Source organism: Clostridium sp. (assembly GCF_036569345.1).
In the GTDB taxonomy this organism is placed as follows: Bacteria; Bacillota; Clostridia; order Clostridiales; family Clostridiaceae; genus Clostridium_AD.
Genome location: NZ_DATCQT010000029.1, coordinates 1 through 19,169, shown reverse-complemented (window position 1 = coordinate 19,169; position 19,169 = coordinate 1). Strand labels below are relative to the sequence as shown.

Genomic DNA, 19,169 nt, shown 5'->3' with positions numbered 1-19,169 from the left:
TTTTTTAGAGTGGCTAATTAACTATAAAAAAGTGTTTAAATTGAGGTAACTTTAAATTTGATTTGCACTTTGTTAAAAATAATTACTAAATTATATTTTTTCACAAGTCATGTTATACAAGGAGGTATACTAGTGATTCAGAGTGAACATAGACCTACTTCTCGAGTTTTAGACATATTAGAACTACTTTCATCAACTTCTGACGGGTATACCCTAACTGAAATTGCCGATGCAATTGGTACACCCAAAAGCACTATTTTTCCGGTTATACATACCATGAACCAACGAGATTTCATATCAATAAGCAAACAAACATCAAAATACATAATAGGAATAAATTCTTTTGCTGTTGGCTCATCTTATTTACAAAATTTAAATTCCTTAAATTTCATTAAAGAAGAAATGAGACATATTGTTGATAAAAGCTTTGAAACTTGTCAACTGGGAATTCTAGATAAAGGTGATGTTCTCTATATAGCTAAAATAGACTCTCTAGAACCTATTAGGCTAATTTCATCAGTTGGGAAACGTCTGCCTGCTTACTGTACAGCTTTAGGCAAAGCATTACTATGTGATTATTCAATTTCAGATTTGGAAACCTTATATTCTAATGGGCTAAAATCATACGCTAAAAATACTATAACTAATTTAAATGTATTGCATAATCAGCTAGTTAATATACATGAAAGTAATATTGCCTTAGAATGCGAAGAATCTACTAACCACATTAAATGTATTGCGATTCCGGTACGTAAAGATAATAAAATTGTTATAGCTATTAGTGTTACTATTCCTATATTTCGAGAAACTCCAGAAAAAATTGAATTGATTACAAAACTATTAGTTCAAGCCAAAAACAAGATAGAGCTACTTTTCAACAACTTAAATATTGACATAAATGCTTCAACTCTTCTTACATAGATTTCAACTCAAAATTTATTTAATTACTAATTAAAATATTACGCGAGAGCTACCCTCTCCTAGAATGTCAAAAAAAATGCCTATAAAATAAACACTTTTTTCAAAGTGTTTATTTTATAGGTTATTTTATATCTATATTTGATTTGCCTTAATCTTTACCTCAGTAGATATATTAGGAGTAAATACATGTTCTACTCTAGGCAATGATATTCCCAGAGCTTCACGAAGAACATCCTCTACTGTTTCAACTGTTTTAATTGTTAACAAACTCTTAATTTCTTCTGGTACATCCTTTATGTCAATTAAATTTTCCTTTGGAATTAATATTTTTGTTATCCCGGCTCTTTGAGCTCCTATTAATTTTTCCTTAAGTCCTCCTATTGGAAGTACTGCCCCTCTTAAGGTTATTTCCCCTGTCATCGCAAGCTTAGGATCTACCTTTATGCCGGTAACTAAAGATGCGAGTGCAGTAAATAAGGTAATCCCAGCTGAAGGGCCATCTTTTGGAACTGATCCTGATGGAACATGAATATGAAGATCTCTTTCCTTAAAGTTTATAGAATTCATTGGTAACCTTGATTTAAGTAGACTTAAAGATATCTTTGCAGATTCTCTCATAACATCTCCTAATTGCCCTGTTAAGGTAAGTTGTCCACTTCCTATCATGTCTGTAGCTTCAATAAAAAGTATCTCTCCACCTACTGATGTCCATGCAAGTCCCGTAACAACTCCTGGTGGGTTATCCGTTTGAGCCTTATCATGGCTTGAAACTTTTCTTCCAAGTAAATCATCAAGATCGCTTACACTAACAACGAACGGCAACTCTACCTTATTAGACACAATCTTCTCTGATGTAATTCTTGCAAGGGTAGCTAGTTGCTTTTTAAGTCCTCGAACGCCAGCCTCTCTTGTATATTCACTAATTATATTTTCTAGTGCCTCATCTTCAATAACTAACTGATTTGTATTTAATCCATGTTCTTCAAGTATTTCAGGTATTAAGTGATTTTTACCAATGTGAAATTTTTCATTCATTGTGTAACTTGATATTGGTATTATCTCCATTCTATCAAGTAGAGGCCTTGGAATATTGTCTAGGGAGTTAGCTGTAGCTACAAAAAACACTTCAGACAAATCATATGGTAAATCCAAATAATGATCTGTAAAACTATTGTTTTGTTCTGGATCTAATACTTCTAATAATGCGCTAGCTGGATCTCCGTTATAGCCTGTCATTAGCTTGTCCACTTCATCTAAAACCATAACTGGATTTATTACTCCTGCTTTCTTAATACTTTGAATAATTCTCCCTGGCATTGCACCTATATATGTCCTTCTATGCCCTCTAATTTCAGCTTCATCACGTATTCCACCTAAACTAAGTCGTATATATTCTCTTCCTAGTGCCTCGGCAATACTTTTACCTAAACTTGTTTTTCCTGTACCAGGTGGTCCAACTAATAATAAAATAGAACCTTTTTTATCCTTTTTAAGCTGCATAACCGCTAAATGTTGTATTATTCTATCCTTAACTTTTTCAAGACCATAATGCTGCTGATCAAGTAACCGCCTTGCTTCTCCTAAATTTATAACTTTAGGTTCAGATTTTCTCCAAGGAAGATTAACTAATAGATCTAAATAGTTACGTAAAACATTATATTCAGCACTACTTTCACTTTGTCTTTCTAGTTTTTGTAGTTCATCCAATGCAGCATCTTTTATTTCAACTGGCATTTGAGCCTCTTCAATCTTATCTATATAATTTTTTTCTTTTTTAGAACCTTCGCTTTTGCCTTCATTTAATTCATTTTGAATAGCTTTTAATTGATCCCTTAGTACTGATTCTCTATAGTTTTTGTTTGCTTTCACAGTAAATTTTTCTGCCATTTCTAGTTGTAACTTTAAGGCTTCCTTCTGCTTTAAGAGGTAATCCATAAACTTAAGGCTTCGCTCTTTTAATGATTGAGTTTCAATTAGCTCATACTTTTCTTGGTTTGTTAGTGGCATAAATTGAGCAAGATGAGCCATGAGTTTATTTAAATCCTTTTGTTCCTCTATCATCTTTATAAACTGGTCTGATCCACTAAATTTTTCACTAACCTCACGAGTAATCTTTTTCACATACTCTATCATTTCTTCTTGACTCGCTTGAGTAAGGTCGATGAGATCTGGTGCTACTTCAAATTCTGTGCGAATAAAATCATTATAAATAGTAAGTTCTTTAATTTCTACCCTATCTAATACTTTAATTTTTATTTGATATCCCTTTTCTGTTTTTTCAATTGCATTCACGTGAAATGTTACTCCAACTCTATGAAAATCTTCTTGCTTTAACTGACTTTGATTGAAATTTTGCTTTAAAGGTAATGCAATACTAATTTGATCTTCCTTTGCTAAATTTTGAAGTTCTTCTTGGCTAATTTTATTTAAATTCAAAGTATAAGTCATTCCTGATAGTAAAACTATATCCGCTACAGGAATTACCATTCCCTCTTTATTTTTTTTATCTAAGCTCATCATTTTCATCATCCTTTCTTTTAAAAACATTTATAAGTGAATGTTCATTTAATTATATATTAAATAATAGCGAGACACTTTTGTAATCATTTTTCCACAAAATTCTCTCGTTTTTACTTGATAATCAATTTGGTTAATCATTCTAACAAAGCATCCTGCATAATCAAAATCATCTCTTTTAGTAAGTTTGCTTGTTCAACTTCGCAAGTACATTTCTTAATAGCTATGGACTTTACCGGATAAAAAATTATTGCTATTAAATTATCGTTTTGGATATCTTTAAGTATCCTTTTTGCTTTCATTTCTTCTAACAAATTATTCAAATTATGAATACCTTGTATTTCTAAACAATGACTTGCTAGAGCTGGGCAACTGGAAAATTGATCTACAAAATGAAATATCTCTCCATTCTCTTTGATGTAGGTATAATATCCTCTAGCAAGTATTTCAATAAGCTCACGCCCATCCATCTCCTCATAAACCATACTAAGTAAATAATCAAAGATTTCTTCAGAATACTCATGATATATGTCACGTAACATAATCTCTTTGTTCTCATAATAAATATAAACAGTAGCTGGGGAAACCCCTGCCTCTTTGGCAATTTTGGAAATAGAAGTACCATGAAAACCTAATTCAAGTATTAACTTAACAACTGCTTCTTTTATACTTTTTTCTTTTTCATCATCTTTTCGTCTCATTACCACACCTCTATAAGTCTTATAATAAATGACCATTCATTTATTGTCAAGAGATATTTTAATGTTAGTAGCTAAATTTATTCTTCAAAATAATACATAGAACATCTATTCATGTAAAAACAATAACAATAAATATTTTATAATAATTATTATTGTTTACTTTCTTATAAAAATATAGTATCATAAAATTAAAGGAAAGTAAAATAAAAAATACAGTTTATTCATAGTATTAAAGTAACTATGTTTTTAAAAAAATATAAGAAAACTGATTTTCTAAATAGTAATAAAATTTATTTTGAAAAGGAGAGATTAAATTGAAATTAGAAAAATTACTTAAGACTAGAACATTAAATTCATCAATAAATGTAAGAAATCCTATAGTTATGGCGCCTATGACTACTTTTTCTGGAAACCCTGACGGAACAGTATCTGATGCGGAATTAAGTTATTATAAAGCAAGGTCAAAAGGTGTAGGAATAGTGATTACTGCTGCAACATATGTAAGAACATCAGGCAAAGGATTCCCAGGTCAATTTGCTGCCTATGACAATAGTTTTTTACCTGGGTTAACAAAATTATCCCAAACCATAAAAGAAGAAGGTGCTCTGGCAATTTTGCAAATATTCCATGGTGGTAGAATGGCAATTCCGTCAGAAATACCCGGTGGACAGACTATTAGTGCCAGCGCAGTAGCACCTGAAAGACCCGGAGCAATGACTCCTAGAGAAATGACAGAAACAGAAATTCAGGATACTATTAAAGCCTTTGGAGAAACAACAAAACTCGCCATTGAAGCAGGTTTTGATGGTGTAGAAATTCATGGGGCTAACACATATCTATTGCAACAATTTTTTTCTCATCACTCCAACCTTAGAGAAGATATGTGGGGTGGAAACATATTAAAACGAATGAATTTCCCATTGGCTGTTATATCCGAAGTGAAAAAAACAGTGAAAGAAAATGGGAAGGAAAACTTTATAGTGGGCTACCGTTTTTCACCAGAGGAAGTAGAAAAGCAAGGTATAACTTTAGAAGATTCACTTTTATTTATAGATGTATTAGCGAATCAAGGACTAAGTTACTTGCACAGCTCCATAATGGATTTCTGGCAAAGCTCAATGAGAGATACTACAAACACAAAACCTATTATTTGCAAAATACTAAACCAAATTCACGGAAGAGTACCTTTTATTGGTGTTGGTTCTATCCATACACCGGAGGATGCTATAAAGGCATTGGATAGTGGCATTGAATTTATATCTCTTGGCAGAGAGATTATCATGGAACCAGAATGGGTGAGCAAAGTTCAAAACGGAAAAATATCAGAAATTCGTACTACTTTAAGTAAAAGCCATGGAAAATCTTTAGATATCCCAGAAGCACTTTGGAATGTTATTATAAAAACACCTGGTTGGTTCCCAATGACAGAATAATTTTAAATATATAAAGTATTTATTTAATTAAACATATCAAAAGTGCCAGATATAAAATAAATTTATATCTGGCACCTTTGTTATTTAAATTAAGACTTCCTATGGAAGACCTAATATTACTGAGTTCGTTACTGATTTTTATATTTGAGTTTATTAATACTTTTATGCAGAAAAAATGCCGTTAAACCAGTTGCAATCAAATCCGCACAAGGTTGTGAAAACCATAAACCATCTAATTTAAAAAATATTGGAAGTATAAGAACAATAGGAATTAACACTATTACTTGTCTTAATATACTTAAAAGCATTGAGGTTTTCGCCTCATTTATTGCTTGAAAATAGCTTGATCCCAAAATTTGAAACCCTATAATGGGCAAAACTATTAAATCAATTCTAAGTCCACGTGCACCTAGATTTATTAAATCAGGATTATTACCTACAAACACGCCAATTAGTGGTTTAGCAAATAGCTGTACACCGATAAATCCAATTATACAAATGCTGGTACCTGCTATTATGGCAAATTTTAATACCTTTAGAACTCTTGGATACAATTTAGCCCCATAATTGTATCCTATTATAGGTTGGATCCCTTGACTAATACCAAATATAGGCATAAAAATAAGCATCGATATACTATTTAATATTCCCATTGCGGCTACTGCAATATCCCCTCCGTAAGTGTAAAGACCTTTATTATATAAAATAGCTACAAGACTTGATGCTATTTGCATAGAAAAAGGTGCAATACCAATAGCAAAAATATCCTTTATAATATATTTACGAAGCTTTAAATTAGCTTTCTTTATTTTAAGTATGCTTCCACTTTTTTTAGAAGTGAAATATGTAAGTACCCAAATAGTATTAAAAGCTTGAGAAATTATTGTCGCTATTGCAGCACCTTGAATTCCCATACCGAAAACAAATATGAATATTGGATCTAATATAATATTAATAATAGCACCAAATATCATTGTAAACATTGCCATTTTAGGATTACCCTCAGCTCTAATTATGTTGTTAATTCCAAATCCTATGTTTTGAAAAACGGCTCCAAAAAGTATAATCTGTATATATGCTTTTGCATATGGGATATTATTTTCACTTGCACCGAATAAAATTAAAAGTTTGTCTAAAAATGGAATTCCAAGTAGAGCAATTACTATCGATACTATTGTTATTAGTATCACTGCATTTCCTAAAATATCATCCGCTGAATCGACGTTTTTTTCTCCTAGTCTTATTGATATCACTGCACTAGCACCTAATCCAACAAGCATGCCAAAAGCCATTATAATAACTGATATTGGAAACGTTATAGCAAGTCCTGAAAGTGCATCGTTTCCTATACCTTTCATATGTCCAATATAAATCCGATCTACAATGTTATATAAGGCGCTTACAATCATTCCAGATATAGCAGGCACTGAAAACTTAAAAAGTAGTTTTCCTATACTTTCAGTTCCTAATTCTTTTGTTTGGTTCATAAAAATTTTCCTCCATGTCATAAATATAAAACTAAAAGTTTTTTGTGTATTCTATAGCATCAAGTTCCGTCATAGGCTTACTAAAAATATACCCTTGTATTTTATCACACCCTTGAGCTGAAAGCACCAACTTCTGAATCTCTGTCTCTACTCCTTCGGCTACAACCTTTAATCCCATCCTATGTGCAAGCACTATAATAATATCAATGAAATTTTTATCATTATTATTATTTGCAATATCATCTACAAATGCTTTATCTATTTTTAGTGTATCTATAGGCAATAGATTTAAATATTTTAGTGATGAATAGCCCGTCCCAAAATCATCCATAGCAATACTTACACCAAATTCTTTTAACATATTAAGTTTTTCAATATTAATATCGAAGGATTCCATTAATGAAGATTCAGTAATTTCAATTTCAATAAGATTTGGGGATACTCCACTTTTGTTTATAATGTCTTTAACATTATCAACAAATCCATATTGCATAAGCTCAATTGGGGAAATATTCACGCATATAACATATTTATCTTCCTCATTAACATTAATCTTTTTGCAAAATTCACAAGCTTGTGTAAGTACCCATCTACCTAACAGTACAATGGTTCCATTTTCTTCTGCAAGCTTTATAAATCTATCTGGTCCAACAAATCCATACTTCGGGCTCATCCATCTTATTAATGCTTCATAGCCACATAACTTACCAGTTAAAACATCAATCTGAGGTTGATAGTATAAAATAAATTCATTATTTTCAAGAGCCTTTCTTATACTACCCTGAAGCAATATTTTATTTCCTATGCTGTCGCTCATAGAGTAATCAAAATACTTATAGCAGTTCTTTCCTAATTCTTTTGCCTTATGTAATGCCGTATCAGCATTTTTAAGAAGTTGTTGTGCTGTGACTCCATCTTCTGGAAATAAAACTATTCCCATACTAATAGTTATATAGAGTTCATTATCCTCAATTACAATCTTTCCTTCAAATACTTCTAAGATCCTTTTAATATATTCTTTGACGCCCTCATCACTACTTAACTCTTTTATAAGAATAACGTATTCGTCACCACCGAATTTAGATACAAATGCTTTATCACTATCTTGAAAGGTCTCTTTAAGTTTATTGCTTATATAAACAAGTACCTTGTCCCCAGTTTCATGTCCAAAAAATTCATTTATAAGACTAAAATTATCTAAACCAATAAAAATAGTAGAACCACATAAAAAACTCTTGTCACAATTAAGTAGTACAGAATCTAACTCTTTATGTAAATAGGTTCTATTAGGCAGTCCTGTCAAAATATCATGATATGCTAGTTTCTCAATTTTAATATCTTGAAGTTTTCTGTCCGTTATATCTGTATGCGACCCTGCAATACGCTGGATTTTGCCGTCAGGATCACGTACAACTATAGACTTTTCTACAAAATATCTATATTCGACCTTATTTGCTTTAATTCTATACTCACAGGAATATTTCTCATGATTGCTTTCTTTAATTGATTTTTGATAAGTTAAAAATATTTCTTTATCTTCAGAATGTATGTGATTCGTCCAATTTTTTATATTAAGAAAGTCACTTTCCAAAAAACCATATTCCATGTACCAACTTTCTGTAAATACCCGTACATTTGTTAATAAATCAAAGTCCCATGTTCCACCTGTGCTTGCTTCGCATATTAACCTATAGCTTTCTTTAGCATGAACTACTATTTCACCTTGCATTTGTATTTCATCAAATTGTGCCTTTAGTTCCTCTGAAGATGATTCTAATTCCTCATATGTAGCTCCCAGAGCATTATTAGCTTCTACTAAATCTAGTTCTGCCTTTTTTCTAAAAAAAATACTCCTTAATAAATGAGCAATAAAAAACATCATTACAATGAAAATACTTAAAACAAACCATATATATATTTTATAGTTGTCATAAAAAGATACTTCTTTATTTAATATTAAACTGCCCTTCGGAAGTAACTCTTCCTTTATATTAAATTTCTTCAATTGATTATAATCAAATATGTATTTATTAGGACTTTTCTCTATTATAGGTATCTGCTGAACAGGAGTTCCTGAGAGTATTTTTTTCACCATTTGTGCTGCGGTTTTTCCTTGTTCAATATGACTAACAAGCTTCCCACCTATTAGCCCATCTCCTGAGCCATAAAGATATAGGTCAAATATAGGCTGACTACAATTATCACTCACAATTTTAAGCCCTGTTTGAAAGTCAATTGCACTCCCAGTTAAATCTCTAAACGCAGCAATAAAAACTACAATTGTATTATTATCTATACTTCTTAACTGATTCTTAAAATCATCAATATTCAATTTTCCTAAATTTATATCTGAAAATTTAAGATTACTAAAATACTTTTGTTGAATATAAAAACTTTTAACATCTTGGACACTAGTTTCTGTAGAGTCTCCTATAGCCACAACCTTTGTAACACTAGGCTTTATACTCATGGCTACTTCTATTGTTTCCCTAACTGAAGCAGCCTCTGCTACTCCAGTTACAAAAGGATTTTTTTTTGATTTTATGGCTTTTTCAAAATCATTTATTCCAAAAAAAACAATTGGAATTTTATTAAAAAGTTCATTTTGATATTTTAAAGCAAAATCATAAGCATTATCGTCTCCTACAATAACTGCATCATATTTTTCAGGTTCATTCTTTATTTTGTATTTTATTGAATTATAAAAATTTTCAATGTTTTTTTCTTGAAAAAATCTTTTACTATCCAAAAATTCTACATCTAATATGTAATTTTTATCTGATAAAACGGATTTAATCCCATCTATTTGTTGAAAGAAAGTTGGGAAAGAAGAATTATAAGAACTAATAAATAATACTCTATTTTTGTGTTCAATAGAAGCAAAAGCATTTGAGGGAAATCTATTAAAAATTATAAATATTGCAAAAAATAATAGGAATATTTTTTTCTTCATATTAAACCTCTTCTCATGTAACATCAATAATATTAATATTATACCATTATTGGATTACAATACCTATAATTTCCTCTCTTATTTTAATAAAACATACAAAGATATCCTTCCATTATTTTATACACCATTTTTGGCAAAAATTAAAGAAATGAATAAAGTTATGAGTTTCACTCACGTCTCCATTCATTTCTTTAAAATCATTTTTTATAATTTAATTTTTTAGTTTTCATTTTTTAATAGTTTTCTGTGAATAATTCAAAATAAGCTTTTGGATGAGCACATGCTGGACAAATTTCTGGTGCATTGTTACCTTCAAATATATATCCACAATTATCGCACTTCCATAAAGTTTTTTCATTTTTTCTAAAAACAGTTCCATCTTCTATGTTTTTAGCTAGCTTGTTATATCTTGCTTCATGTCTTTTTTCAACTTCAGCTATTTTTCTATATATTAATGCAATGTCAGAAAAACCTTCCTGCTCTGCAACGTCTGCGAAATGAGGATATAAAGTTGACCACTCTTCATTTTCACCAGCTGCTGCTGCTAATAGATTTCCTTTAGTATCACCTAAGAAAACAGGATAACCTGCATCATTGATAACAACTGCTTCTCCATTTAATGCATTACCTACTAAAAATTTAAAGAACCTTTCTGCATGCTCTTTTTCATTACCTGCTGTTTCAGTAAATATGTTTTGTATTTGCACGTAACCTTCCTTTTTAGCTATTGAAGCATAAAAAGTGTACCTATTTCTTGCTTGAGATTCTCCAGCAAAAGATTTCATAAGATTTTCAGCCGTTTTTGTTCCTTTTAAACTTTTCAATTTACATCCTCCTTTTAATTTATATATGACTTTAATTAAACCAGCCATATATATTAATACTTATAACTAAACTATTTATTTTCCATAATACTTAAATAGTGTAATATGCTTTCTAACTATTCCTTTTTATCATTGTAAACAAAGTTACAAGGTTTTCCTTCACAATTTAAAACTTCTTCATCATTTTCACCAGTATATATCTTTTTATTACTTATATCATTCTCATTTGATTTGACTAGAAGTTTTTCAATATCTGTAGAAATAGATTCCGGCTGAGTTGTAGGTTCATACCTTTCTATTATATTACCATCAGTGTCAATAAGAAATTTTGTGAAATTCCATTTTACTGAATCCCCTTTTAAGAATTCAGGAAACCTTTCCTTCAGCATGTCATTAAGTTTTTTACCATTAGGGTGATTCAAATCAAACCCTTTAAAAGTAGTTTCTTCAGTAAGATATTTAAAAAGCGGATGAATGTCTTCTCCTCGAACATCGCTCTTTTGGAACAATTGAAAACTCACTCCATAATTAATCATGCAAAAATTTTTTATTTCATCGCTTGTGCCTGGTTCTTGTCCAGCGAATTGATTGCTTGGGAATCCAAGTATCTCAAGGCCTTTATCCTTGTACTGGTTATATAGTTTCTCTAGACCCTCATACTGTGGTGTAAATCCACATTTGCTTGCTGTATTAACTATAAGAAGTACTTTTCCCTTGTACTGTTGTAGATTAACTTCTTCACCATCTATGGTGGTTGCTTTAAAATCATAAATTGTCATTTGTCATCCCTCCATTTATATAAATTTGAGTTATTTGTATAATCATATTATTATCAGAATCTTGTAGTTTTATTAAGTATATTCCTAACATTTTTTTATAAAATTTAGAATATTCTTTCTATATCATAACATTTTTGCCACCATTTTTCAACGCTTTTCTACAATTACTCTTTTTCAAAACTATTAAAATTATCTTAGTTTAGATTAATGAATTTATATTGTTTCCAAATAATTAATAAACAGCAATTAATGTTTTATAATAGTCATTATTGCTTTAAATTGTTTAAAAGTATTGTAACATAAATGTAAAGAAAAGTACAATTAAATTAATATTTCAAACCAAACTGTGATATAATAATTCTTTATTGTCTTCTCAATATTTAAATAGAGAAATAAACATTATATACGAAAAATTTGTTAGGAGTGACAACATATGAAAAGTACCATATTAACACCAAGTGGTGTATTAAAATTAGAAAACGAATTAACACTTCGCACAGGCGAAAAAAGAAGAGAGATAACCGCAGAAATTAAAGAAGCAAAGAGCCATGGAGATTTAAGTGAGAATGCAGAATATGACGCAGCTAAAGATGATGAAGCAACTAACAATGATAGAATAATTACTATTCAAGAGTTGCTTCGGAACTCTACTGTAGTTGAGGACGACAGTGATGATAACCATTTAGGGCTTGGTGGCCAAGCTGATATTAAATTTCTTGATACAGATGATATTGAAAAAGTATGTTTGGTGTCTACTGTAGAGACCAACCCTGAATTAATGAATATAAGTATTGAATCACCACTGGGAAAAGCAATTTATAAAAAAGCACTTGGAGAGAAATGCATTGTTATATCTCCAGAAAGTAATTATGAAGTACTTATAGAAAAAATCTATTAGTAACTTTATTAAAAATTTAAGCAGAGATTAATTTCTGCTTAAATTACATTTTTTATTTATTCTGATCCACCATATTTTTTTCTGCTGCTTCTACCATTCTTTTTACCATTTCTCCACCAACGTTACCTGAATTTTTTATTTTATTTACTGCGTTACTTGCCACATCACTCATATTCACATTTCTGCTCTGAATGTTATCAATTGCCATATCTTGAGCTACTTCCATTTTGAATTTTTCAAGTTTTCCCATCGCTTCTGGTACTAATGCTCTTCTACTCATTTTACTACCTCCCTCTAATTTTTTATTTTAGATATCCAAAATAAATTTTAATAATTTTAATTTGTAACTTGCATATCTACAGTTAGTATTTTTTAAAAAGAATTTTTTATTCATTAAATAAATATAATTTAACCTTAAAAAAACTACAAAATATTTTCAGCAGTGCTACCGTCTAATATTAAATAAAGGTAGCAATATATATTGCTACCTCACTTTTCTCCTATGCCAGTAATTGTATTACAAGAGGATTTACCTTTTTGCTTTCATACTTTCCTTTTAGCTTTGGCATAACTGCCTTCATAACCTTCCCCATATCTCCCTTTCCTTTAAATCCATTTTCTGCAATAACTTCAATAACAATTGCTTTTGCTTCATCATCAGTTAATTGCATTGGCATATAATTTGTAAGCAATTCAATAGAAATTTTTGTTTCTGCAATTATTTCTTCTTTATTAGCTTGCTTTGCATAACTAAGTGTTTCATTTAATTGTTTAATTGTTTTCTCAACAATACCAATTAATTCATCGTCTTCGATATCTTTTTTTGAATCTATTTCTTTATATCTAACTTCAGCCATTAAAGTCCTTAAAGTAGTCAACCTTACCTTATCCCTATTCTTCATATATTTAATAATATCGTCTTTTAATGTTTGTTTTAACATATGTACCTACCTCCAAATTAATTTAATATCTTTTAACAAGTTATCTTGCTAACTTATCAAAACCAATCCTATATCACATTATACACTTATCAGTTCACTTTGACTAAATAATGATCTTAATTAGCCTTCAGACTTAAATTTACAAATTTAACAATCGAATGTACATTCCAATTTTTAATTGAATATTAAGAAAAAACTGCCTGTAAGATTGTTAAAACAAACTTGCAGGCAGTTTTTTAATAAATCTTATTTAAGTATGCTAAGGTTACACGAAAATAAACTACTTAGAACCTAACTTAAAGCAATTTATTTAAAAATTCCTTTGTTCTTGCACATTGAGGGTTTGAAAAAAGATTTTCAGGTTTATCCTGTTCCACAATTTTTCCATCACTCATAAATATTACTCTATCTGATACTTCTTTTGCAAAACCCATCTCGTGAGTTACAATTACCATTGTCATTCCATCTTTTGCTAAGTCTTTAATTACTTGAAGAACTTCTCCCACCATTTCAGGATCTAATGCTGAGGTTGGTTCATCAAACAACATTATTTCAGGGTTCATTGCCATAGCTCTAGCTATGGCAACCCTTTGTTGTTGTCCACCCGATAGTTTTTCTGGGTATTCATAAGCTTTTTCACTAAGTCCGACTTTTTTTAGTAATCCTAAAGCTGTATTCTTCGCTTCTTCTTTTCCCATTTTCTTTAGTTGCACTGGAGCAAGCATTACGTTTTGTAATACATTCAAATGTGGAAATAGATTAAATGATTGAAATACCATACCAATTTTTTCTCTTAACTTATTAATATTTACATTCTTACCATCTACATCAACATCATTTATTAAAATTGTTCCTTCTAATTTCTCTTCTAACATGTTTAAACATCTTAAAAGTGTACTTTTTCCAGACCCTGATGGGCCTATTATACATAGCACATCACCTTTAGTCACATAAAAATCAATTCCATCAAGCACCACGAGTTTTCCAAAATTCTTTTTAAGACTCTTTACTTTTATCATATGGTTAAATACCTCTCAATCCTTCTTGAAACAGTAGACAAAATCATTATTGGTACAAAATAAACCAATCCTACCATAGCCCATATTTCAAGTGCTCTGTAATTTGATGCAATGATTATTTCACCACTTTGCGTTAACTCTCTAATCCCTATTACGGATAGTATTGAAGTATCTTTCAATGATATGATAAATTGATTAATTATAGCAGGCACCATTTTTCTTACCGCTTGAGGTAATATTACTTTCATCATAGCTTTGCCATAAGGTAGTCCTAGGCTTCTAGCTGCTTCCATTTGACCTTTGTCTACAGCCAAAATACCACCTCTAAAAATTTCTGCCATATATGCACCTGCATTCAAACTAATTGCTAAAGTGCCTGCTGTAAAAGCATCTATCTTAAAATTCAAAGCACTTGGAAGGCCAAAATATATAAAGAAAGCTTGAACTATTAATGGAGTACCTCTCATTACATCAATATAAATCATGGCTACAACTTTTAATGTTTTGTTTTTTCCAACGTTTATAAAACCTACAACTAACCCAATTATTGTAGCTGAAATTAACCCTACAACAGTTATTTGAATTGTCATAGAGAGACCCTTCATTAAACTAGGTAAACTTTCTTTAAATAAAATTAATGTATCCAAATTGTGTCACCTCTTTATTTTTTAATGTATTTAGCTATTATTTTGTCATATTCACCATTCGCTTTTATCTTTTTAAGACCTGCGTTAAATTTTGTTATTAATTCTTTGTTTGATCCTTTTTTAACTGCAAATCCATAATAATCTTTGTTGATTTTCTCTCCAGCAATTCTAAGTCCACTTTTTGGATCAATACTAATTCTATAAGCAACAACTGGGTAATCTTCAAAAGTAACATCTGCATTTCCATTGATTACTTCTTCAAACATAGCAGGTGTATCATCAAAGTATCTTATAGTTCCTTTATATTTAGCTTGATTTGCTTCAGCATAAGTTGAACCTGAAGTCCCTTTCTTAACTGCAAATATCTTTCCTTTTAGATCATCTAATGTTTTTATAGTAGTATTTTTTTCACTTACTACAGCTGATAACCCTGATTCATAATAACCATCTGAGAAATCAACAACCTTTTTTCTCGCGTCGGTAATTGAAATTCCCGCAATAGCTGCATCAATTTGGTTAGCAGCGAGCGCTGGGATTATACCCTTAAAGTTCATTGGCTTTAATTCATACGTAAAACCTTCTGATTTAGAAATTGCATCTAATATATCAATATCAATACCTACGTATTTCCCATCCTTCTCATACTCGAAAGGTGCATACGTAGCATCTGTGGATATAGTATATTTTTTAGCGGCTGTTGTGCTCTCTTTTGATGCCCCACTGCAGCCACTCAATAGTGACACTGCAAGAATTGATACTATTGCAACTTGTAATATGTTTTTTTTGTTCATTATTAATTCCCCCCTAATATACACTCACTTTGTTAATAATATACGCAAAATATTTGATTGTGATAATAATATTATTATTATATATTAACAATTGATGAGTGTCAATTGTTTTGAACATTCAATTGGGTTTAATTTTACAATATTATAAAACTTTTTAAAAATCGTTCTTTAAAGGCTACCACTTAATTTAATGATTATTTAGGAGTTCCATTTTCTATTATATATAATTATCATTCTCAATGTTTTGATAAAAATAAAAAAAATCTTGCATTTATTTTTCTGCAAGATTTAACTTCATATTCTACTTAGAGTGCATATTTATAATAGTTTTTTATTAAGTTATGTATAAACATCTATACCCTTAGTTCACCTTCTAGTAACACTTTGTTTTATAATTACTACTATATAATTAATAAGATAAAACCTATATGAGGAGGGAGTTTATTATATTTAAAACAATCAATCTACGTAATCATAGAAAAGTAGAGGTGAATAATATAAACAATCTTATTTTTGAAACAAAAGCAAAAGATATTAGGCAACATGAATATCGCAAAATAATTGGCTTTACTATAGCAATTCTTTTTTTTAGTAAACATTTCGCATATGCCAATTCCACAGTAGAAACAAGTAGTAAAGTAATAGAATTTTTTAATAATTATGGACCGCCTTTAATCCTTACCGCTATTGACCTTTTAAAATTGAGTATACCTATAAGCATACATATGAAAAATTCAAAAATTTCCAAAAATTAAAAAAAATCAGCTAACCCATCTGATTTTATAGTGGATTAGCTGATTTTGTTTTGCAATGAAATATAAATAGGAATATATTAAAAGGATATACTTCTATCTATAGGTTGGGATAAGGTTATAAAAGTATCTGTACTTTGAACTCCTGCTATTACCTGAAGGCGGTTCATTAGTAAATCCTGGAGATTAGATATGCTCTTACACATAACCTTAATAAATATAGAATATGCACCAGTAGTGTAATGTAACTCCACTATTTCTTTTATTTCTTTAAGTTGTTCTAATACATCTGGATATGAGGATGCTTTGTTAAGAAATATTCCAATAAAACAACATACATCATATCCAAGTTTTTTTGTATCTAATATAAGTCTTGTACCTTTAATAATACCCATTTCTTGCATTTTATTCATTCTAACGTGAATTGTACCCCCACTTACATGACAGTGCCTTGCAATTTCAAGATAAGGCGTCCTAGAATCTTTAATTAAAATGTCTAATATTTGATAGTCAACTTCATCTAAACCAGAAATATTCAATTCCACAACATCATCTCCTATTACATTAATATAAATAACTAAGTAAAATTAACAATCTCATATACTTTATATGATTATAACAAACATATTAGCAAATTAGCAAAAAAAACGCAAATAAAATAAGCTTTTTAACAATATGTTAATATGTAATGCTTTAAATTACTTATTCAGTAAAAATAATAAATATATATTAAATATATTGTAATAATTAGCTTAATGTATTATTATATTATCAATGGATGAAACAAAAACGAGAACTTATTAGGGGGAATTAATAATGGCAGAATTAATAAAAGAAGAAAAAGTAATATTAGAAAAAGCAGTGTCTATGATTAAAAATAAGAAAATTAAGGATATATTATTTGTTCAACAATCGGTTTTAAAAGCTGTAGATGAATTTATGTATAAGAGAAGAGTAACTAGAATATTACCTCTTATGATGTCTCCAATTACAGATACATTAAATCATAGTGTTGAAGAATGTGAAATGACTTATAACAAACAAACATTCAACGTTATGAAATCAATGATATTCCACAAACAAATGACTATGTTAAACGATGATATTGATAGTCTTTATATAGTATCTCCTAACATAAGACTAGAAATGGCAACTAGAGGGGATTCCAGACATCTATTTGAATTTACTCAGGTAGACTTTGAATTCAAAGAAAAAACTATGGAAGATATACTTCAATTTATAGAAGAAATTATTACTTTTATATTCAAATTTGTGAAAGAAAACTGTATTCCAGAGCTTACAAGGCTTGGCGTAGGTACAGATCATCTTAATATAAGTGGACCATTCAAAAAATATACAACTGATGAAATGCAAGCAAAATATGGTGATGATTTCGAAGCAGAAGCTTCAAAAGCAGCAACAGAGCCTTTTTTCTTAACAAACCATAAAAGAGAATTCTATGATGCTGAAGATTTAGATAATTTAGGAACTTATAGAAATTATGATCTTATTTGGCCACTAGGATTCGGTGAAGGTTTAAGTGGAGGAGAAAGAGAATTCACATTAGATCGAATACTTTTAAGAATGAGAGAACTCGCAACTGATGAGAATGCATTTAGATATTATATAGAACTTGCAAAACAAGGTGAACTATTTAAGACAGCTGGAGCTGGTTTTGGAGTAGAAAGAATAACTAGATTTATAACTCAGCAACCTGAAATTAGTGATGTTACACTCTTCTGTAGAAAACCTGGTGAGCAATATATATTCTAGGGGAAATAAAAAATGATGACTATTTAAATAGTCATCATTTTTTTATCTTTAATTATGTCTTTTTAATATACTTTTTGTCGAAAAGTGTTGAACTGTAATGAAATTAATGATATAGTAAAAATAGAATATTCTAAATTTTCGTTAAAAATGTTATGGACCATATACCTCGATTCCTAGTTTCTAATAATACAGTGATTATACGAAGGAGTGATGTTTATGCCAAAGAAATTTTCAAATAATGAACGCTGGTTACGAGGAGGCCGTCTAAATCAGAAACGCCACATTGAAATGACAGATGTTGAGAAATTAAATATTGCCAACTGTCCGGGTGTTAAAAATGAACATCCTTGTAAAAACCCTATATTCAGATGTTCAGAATGCGGCAATTATGGATGTGACCAAGAATCTCTAGATAAATGTGATGAACAAGGATTTAAAAATGACAAGTGCCTCCATTGTGGAGCAGTAGGAACCCGAATACCCGTTATGAAAGATGAACTTTCAAAGTATATCTCTGAATGGGGAAAAGAAGTGCCTGTAATTAAATAGTAATTTTTATATTACAAAAGCCACCTTATTATAGGTGGCTTTTGTTCAGGTTGTTTACAAACCCAGTATAATTTTTTATTATACTGGGTTTATTTTACATGTAGTTATGCGATAGCATTTTGAATTATGAATGAGTTAGAACAAAACACTATATTTCGCATTAGAAAATCAAAAAACAGTTGAG

The 19,169-nt window shown here is 30.0% G+C and carries 16 protein-coding genes and 1 pseudogene; 5 read left to right on the top strand and 12 right to left on the bottom strand.

All coding sequences use genetic code 11. The features are described 5' to 3' along the window. Positions 1-132 precede the first annotated feature (132 nt). The gene (locus VIM70_RS02325; protein ID WP_331943741.1) at positions 133-921 is read left to right on the top strand and encodes an IclR family transcriptional regulator; all 789 of its coding nucleotides are present in this window, start codon (positions 133-135) and stop codon (positions 919-921) included. A gap of 132 nt (positions 922-1,053) precedes the next feature. Here the strand turns inward: VIM70_RS02325 and lon are convergent, their stop codons facing one another. After that, entirely contained in the window at positions 1,054-3,441 is a 2,388-nt protein-coding gene (gene lon / locus VIM70_RS02320) for an endopeptidase La (protein ID WP_331943739.1), read from the bottom strand. Between the two features lie 134 nt (positions 3,442-3,575). Further along, positions 3,576-4,139 carry a TetR/AcrR family transcriptional regulator gene (locus VIM70_RS02315; protein WP_331943737.1) on the bottom strand — a complete coding sequence of 188 codons (564 nt, stop codon included), beginning with the start codon at positions 4,137-4,139 and terminating at the stop codon, positions 3,576-3,578. A gap of 314 nt (positions 4,140-4,453) precedes the next feature. On the opposite strand from VIM70_RS02315, the gene VIM70_RS02310 reads away from it, so the two are divergent. Further along, positions 4,454-5,572: an NADH-dependent flavin oxidoreductase gene (locus tag VIM70_RS02310; RefSeq protein ID WP_331943735.1), complete on the top strand. Its 1,119-nt coding sequence runs from the start codon at positions 4,454-4,456 to the stop codon at positions 5,570-5,572. A 128-nt stretch (positions 5,573-5,700) separates the two neighbouring features. On the opposite strand, the gene VIM70_RS02305 is transcribed toward VIM70_RS02310, so the two are convergent. The 4 genes and pseudogenes from VIM70_RS02305 to VIM70_RS02290 form a co-directional block, all read right to left on the bottom strand. After that, entirely contained in the window at positions 5,701-7,059 is a 1,359-nt protein-coding gene (locus tag VIM70_RS02305) for an MATE family efflux transporter (protein WP_331943733.1), read from the bottom strand. 31 nt (positions 7,060-7,090) lie between these two features. After that, positions 7,091-10,012: an ABC transporter substrate binding protein gene (locus VIM70_RS02300; protein WP_331943731.1), complete on the bottom strand. Its 2,922-nt coding sequence runs from the start codon at positions 10,010-10,012 to the stop codon at positions 7,091-7,093. Between the two features lie 233 nt (positions 10,013-10,245). Continuing rightward, positions 10,246-10,836: a rubrerythrin gene (rbr, locus tag VIM70_RS02295; RefSeq protein ID WP_331943729.1), complete on the bottom strand. Its 591-nt coding sequence runs from the start codon at positions 10,834-10,836 to the stop codon at positions 10,246-10,248. Positions 10,837-11,072: 236 nt separating this feature from the next. Further along, positions 11,073-11,615: pseudogene (locus VIM70_RS02290) on the bottom strand (glutathione peroxidase); the annotation flags it as partial. Positions 11,616-12,048: 433 nt separating this feature from the next. Between VIM70_RS02290 and VIM70_RS02285 the strand changes: the two are divergent. After that, positions 12,049-12,513, top strand: a complete 465-nt coding sequence (locus tag VIM70_RS02285) for a GreA/GreB family elongation factor (protein WP_331943727.1) — start codon at positions 12,049-12,051, stop codon at positions 12,511-12,513. Positions 12,514-12,565: 52 nt separating this feature from the next. Here the strand turns inward: VIM70_RS02285 and VIM70_RS02280 are convergent, their stop codons facing one another. The 6 genes from VIM70_RS02280 to VIM70_RS02255 all read right to left on the bottom strand — a co-directional run bounded on the left by VIM70_RS02280 (position 12,566) and on the right by VIM70_RS02255 (position 17,208). Then, positions 12,566-12,793, bottom strand: coding sequence for an alpha/beta-type small acid-soluble spore protein (locus VIM70_RS02280; RefSeq protein ID WP_331943725.1), 228 nt, complete (start codon positions 12,791-12,793; stop codon positions 12,566-12,568). A 220-nt stretch (positions 12,794-13,013) separates the two neighbouring features. Continuing rightward, positions 13,014-13,454, bottom strand: coding sequence for a GatB/YqeY domain-containing protein (locus tag VIM70_RS02275; protein WP_331943723.1), 441 nt, complete (start codon positions 13,452-13,454; stop codon positions 13,014-13,016). Between the two features lie 296 nt (positions 13,455-13,750). Next, positions 13,751-14,473 (bottom strand): amino acid ABC transporter ATP-binding protein, encoded by a 723-nt coding sequence (locus VIM70_RS02270; RefSeq protein WP_331943721.1) that lies wholly within the window; start codon positions 14,471-14,473, stop codon positions 13,751-13,753. After that, positions 14,470-15,063, bottom strand: coding sequence for an amino acid ABC transporter permease (locus VIM70_RS02265; protein WP_414648646.1), 594 nt, complete (start codon positions 15,061-15,063; stop codon positions 14,470-14,472). The genes VIM70_RS02270 and VIM70_RS02265 overlap by 4 nt, the downstream gene beginning before the upstream one ends. A 71-nt stretch (positions 15,064-15,134) precedes the next feature. Next, positions 15,135-15,911, bottom strand: coding sequence for a transporter substrate-binding domain-containing protein (locus tag VIM70_RS02260; protein ID WP_331943717.1), 777 nt, complete (start codon positions 15,909-15,911; stop codon positions 15,135-15,137). Between the two features lie 832 nt (positions 15,912-16,743). Beyond that, on the bottom strand, positions 16,744-17,208 hold the full coding sequence (locus VIM70_RS02255) for an Lrp/AsnC ligand binding domain-containing protein (protein WP_331943715.1): 465 nt from the start codon (positions 17,206-17,208) through the stop codon (positions 16,744-16,746). A gap of 271 nt (positions 17,209-17,479) precedes the next feature. Here VIM70_RS02255 and VIM70_RS02250 point away from each other — a divergent pair, with 271 nt between their 5' ends. Together VIM70_RS02250 and VIM70_RS02245 are read left to right on the top strand one after the other, a co-directional pair. Beyond that, a complete protein-coding gene (locus VIM70_RS02250) occupies positions 17,480-18,436 on the top strand; it encodes an asparagine synthetase A (RefSeq protein WP_331943713.1) in 957 nt (318 codons plus the stop codon). A 216-nt stretch (positions 18,437-18,652) separates the two neighbouring features. Continuing rightward, on the top strand, positions 18,653-18,985 hold the full coding sequence (locus VIM70_RS02245; protein ID WP_331943711.1) for a hypothetical protein: 333 nt from the start codon (positions 18,653-18,655) through the stop codon (positions 18,983-18,985). The last annotated feature ends 184 nt before the right edge of the window (positions 18,986-19,169 follow it).

Bases quoted from the DNA above. Each gene is read 5' to 3' on its own strand.
- VIM70_RS02270 (WP_331943721.1), bottom strand. From the start codon at position 14,473: ATGATAAAAGTAAAGAGTCTTAAAAAGAATTTTGGAAAACTCGTGGTG.
- VIM70_RS02315 (WP_331943737.1), bottom strand. From the start codon at position 4,139: ATGAGACGAAAAGATGATGAAAAAGAAAAAAGTATAAAAGAAGCAGTT.
- VIM70_RS02285 (WP_331943727.1), top strand. From the start codon at position 12,049: ATGAAAAGTACCATATTAACACCAAGTGGTGTATTAAAATTAGAAAAC.
- VIM70_RS02265 (WP_414648646.1), bottom strand. From the start codon at position 15,063: ATGACAATTCAAATAACTGTTGTAGGGTTAATTTCAGCTACAATAATT.
- VIM70_RS02300 (WP_331943731.1), bottom strand. From the start codon at position 10,012: ATGAAGAAAAAAATATTCCTATTATTTTTTGCAATATTTATAATTTTT.
- lon (WP_331943739.1), bottom strand. From the start codon at position 3,441: ATGATGAGCTTAGATAAAAAAAATAAAGAGGGAATGGTAATTCCTGTA.
- VIM70_RS02305 (WP_331943733.1), bottom strand. From the start codon at position 7,059: ATGAACCAAACAAAAGAATTAGGAACTGAAAGTATAGGAAAACTACTT.
- VIM70_RS02260 (WP_331943717.1), bottom strand. From the start codon at position 15,911: ATGAACAAAAAAAACATATTACAAGTTGCAATAGTATCAATTCTTGCA.
- VIM70_RS02275 (WP_331943723.1), bottom strand. From the start codon at position 13,454: ATGTTAAAACAAACATTAAAAGACGATATTATTAAATATATGAAGAAT.
- VIM70_RS02245 (WP_331943711.1), top strand. From the start codon at position 18,653: ATGCCAAAGAAATTTTCAAATAATGAACGCTGGTTACGAGGAGGCCGT.
- VIM70_RS02280 (WP_331943725.1), bottom strand. From the start codon at position 12,793: ATGAGTAGAAGAGCATTAGTACCAGAAGCGATGGGAAAACTTGAAAAA.
- VIM70_RS02250 (WP_331943713.1), top strand. From the start codon at position 17,480: ATGGCAGAATTAATAAAAGAAGAAAAAGTAATATTAGAAAAAGCAGTG.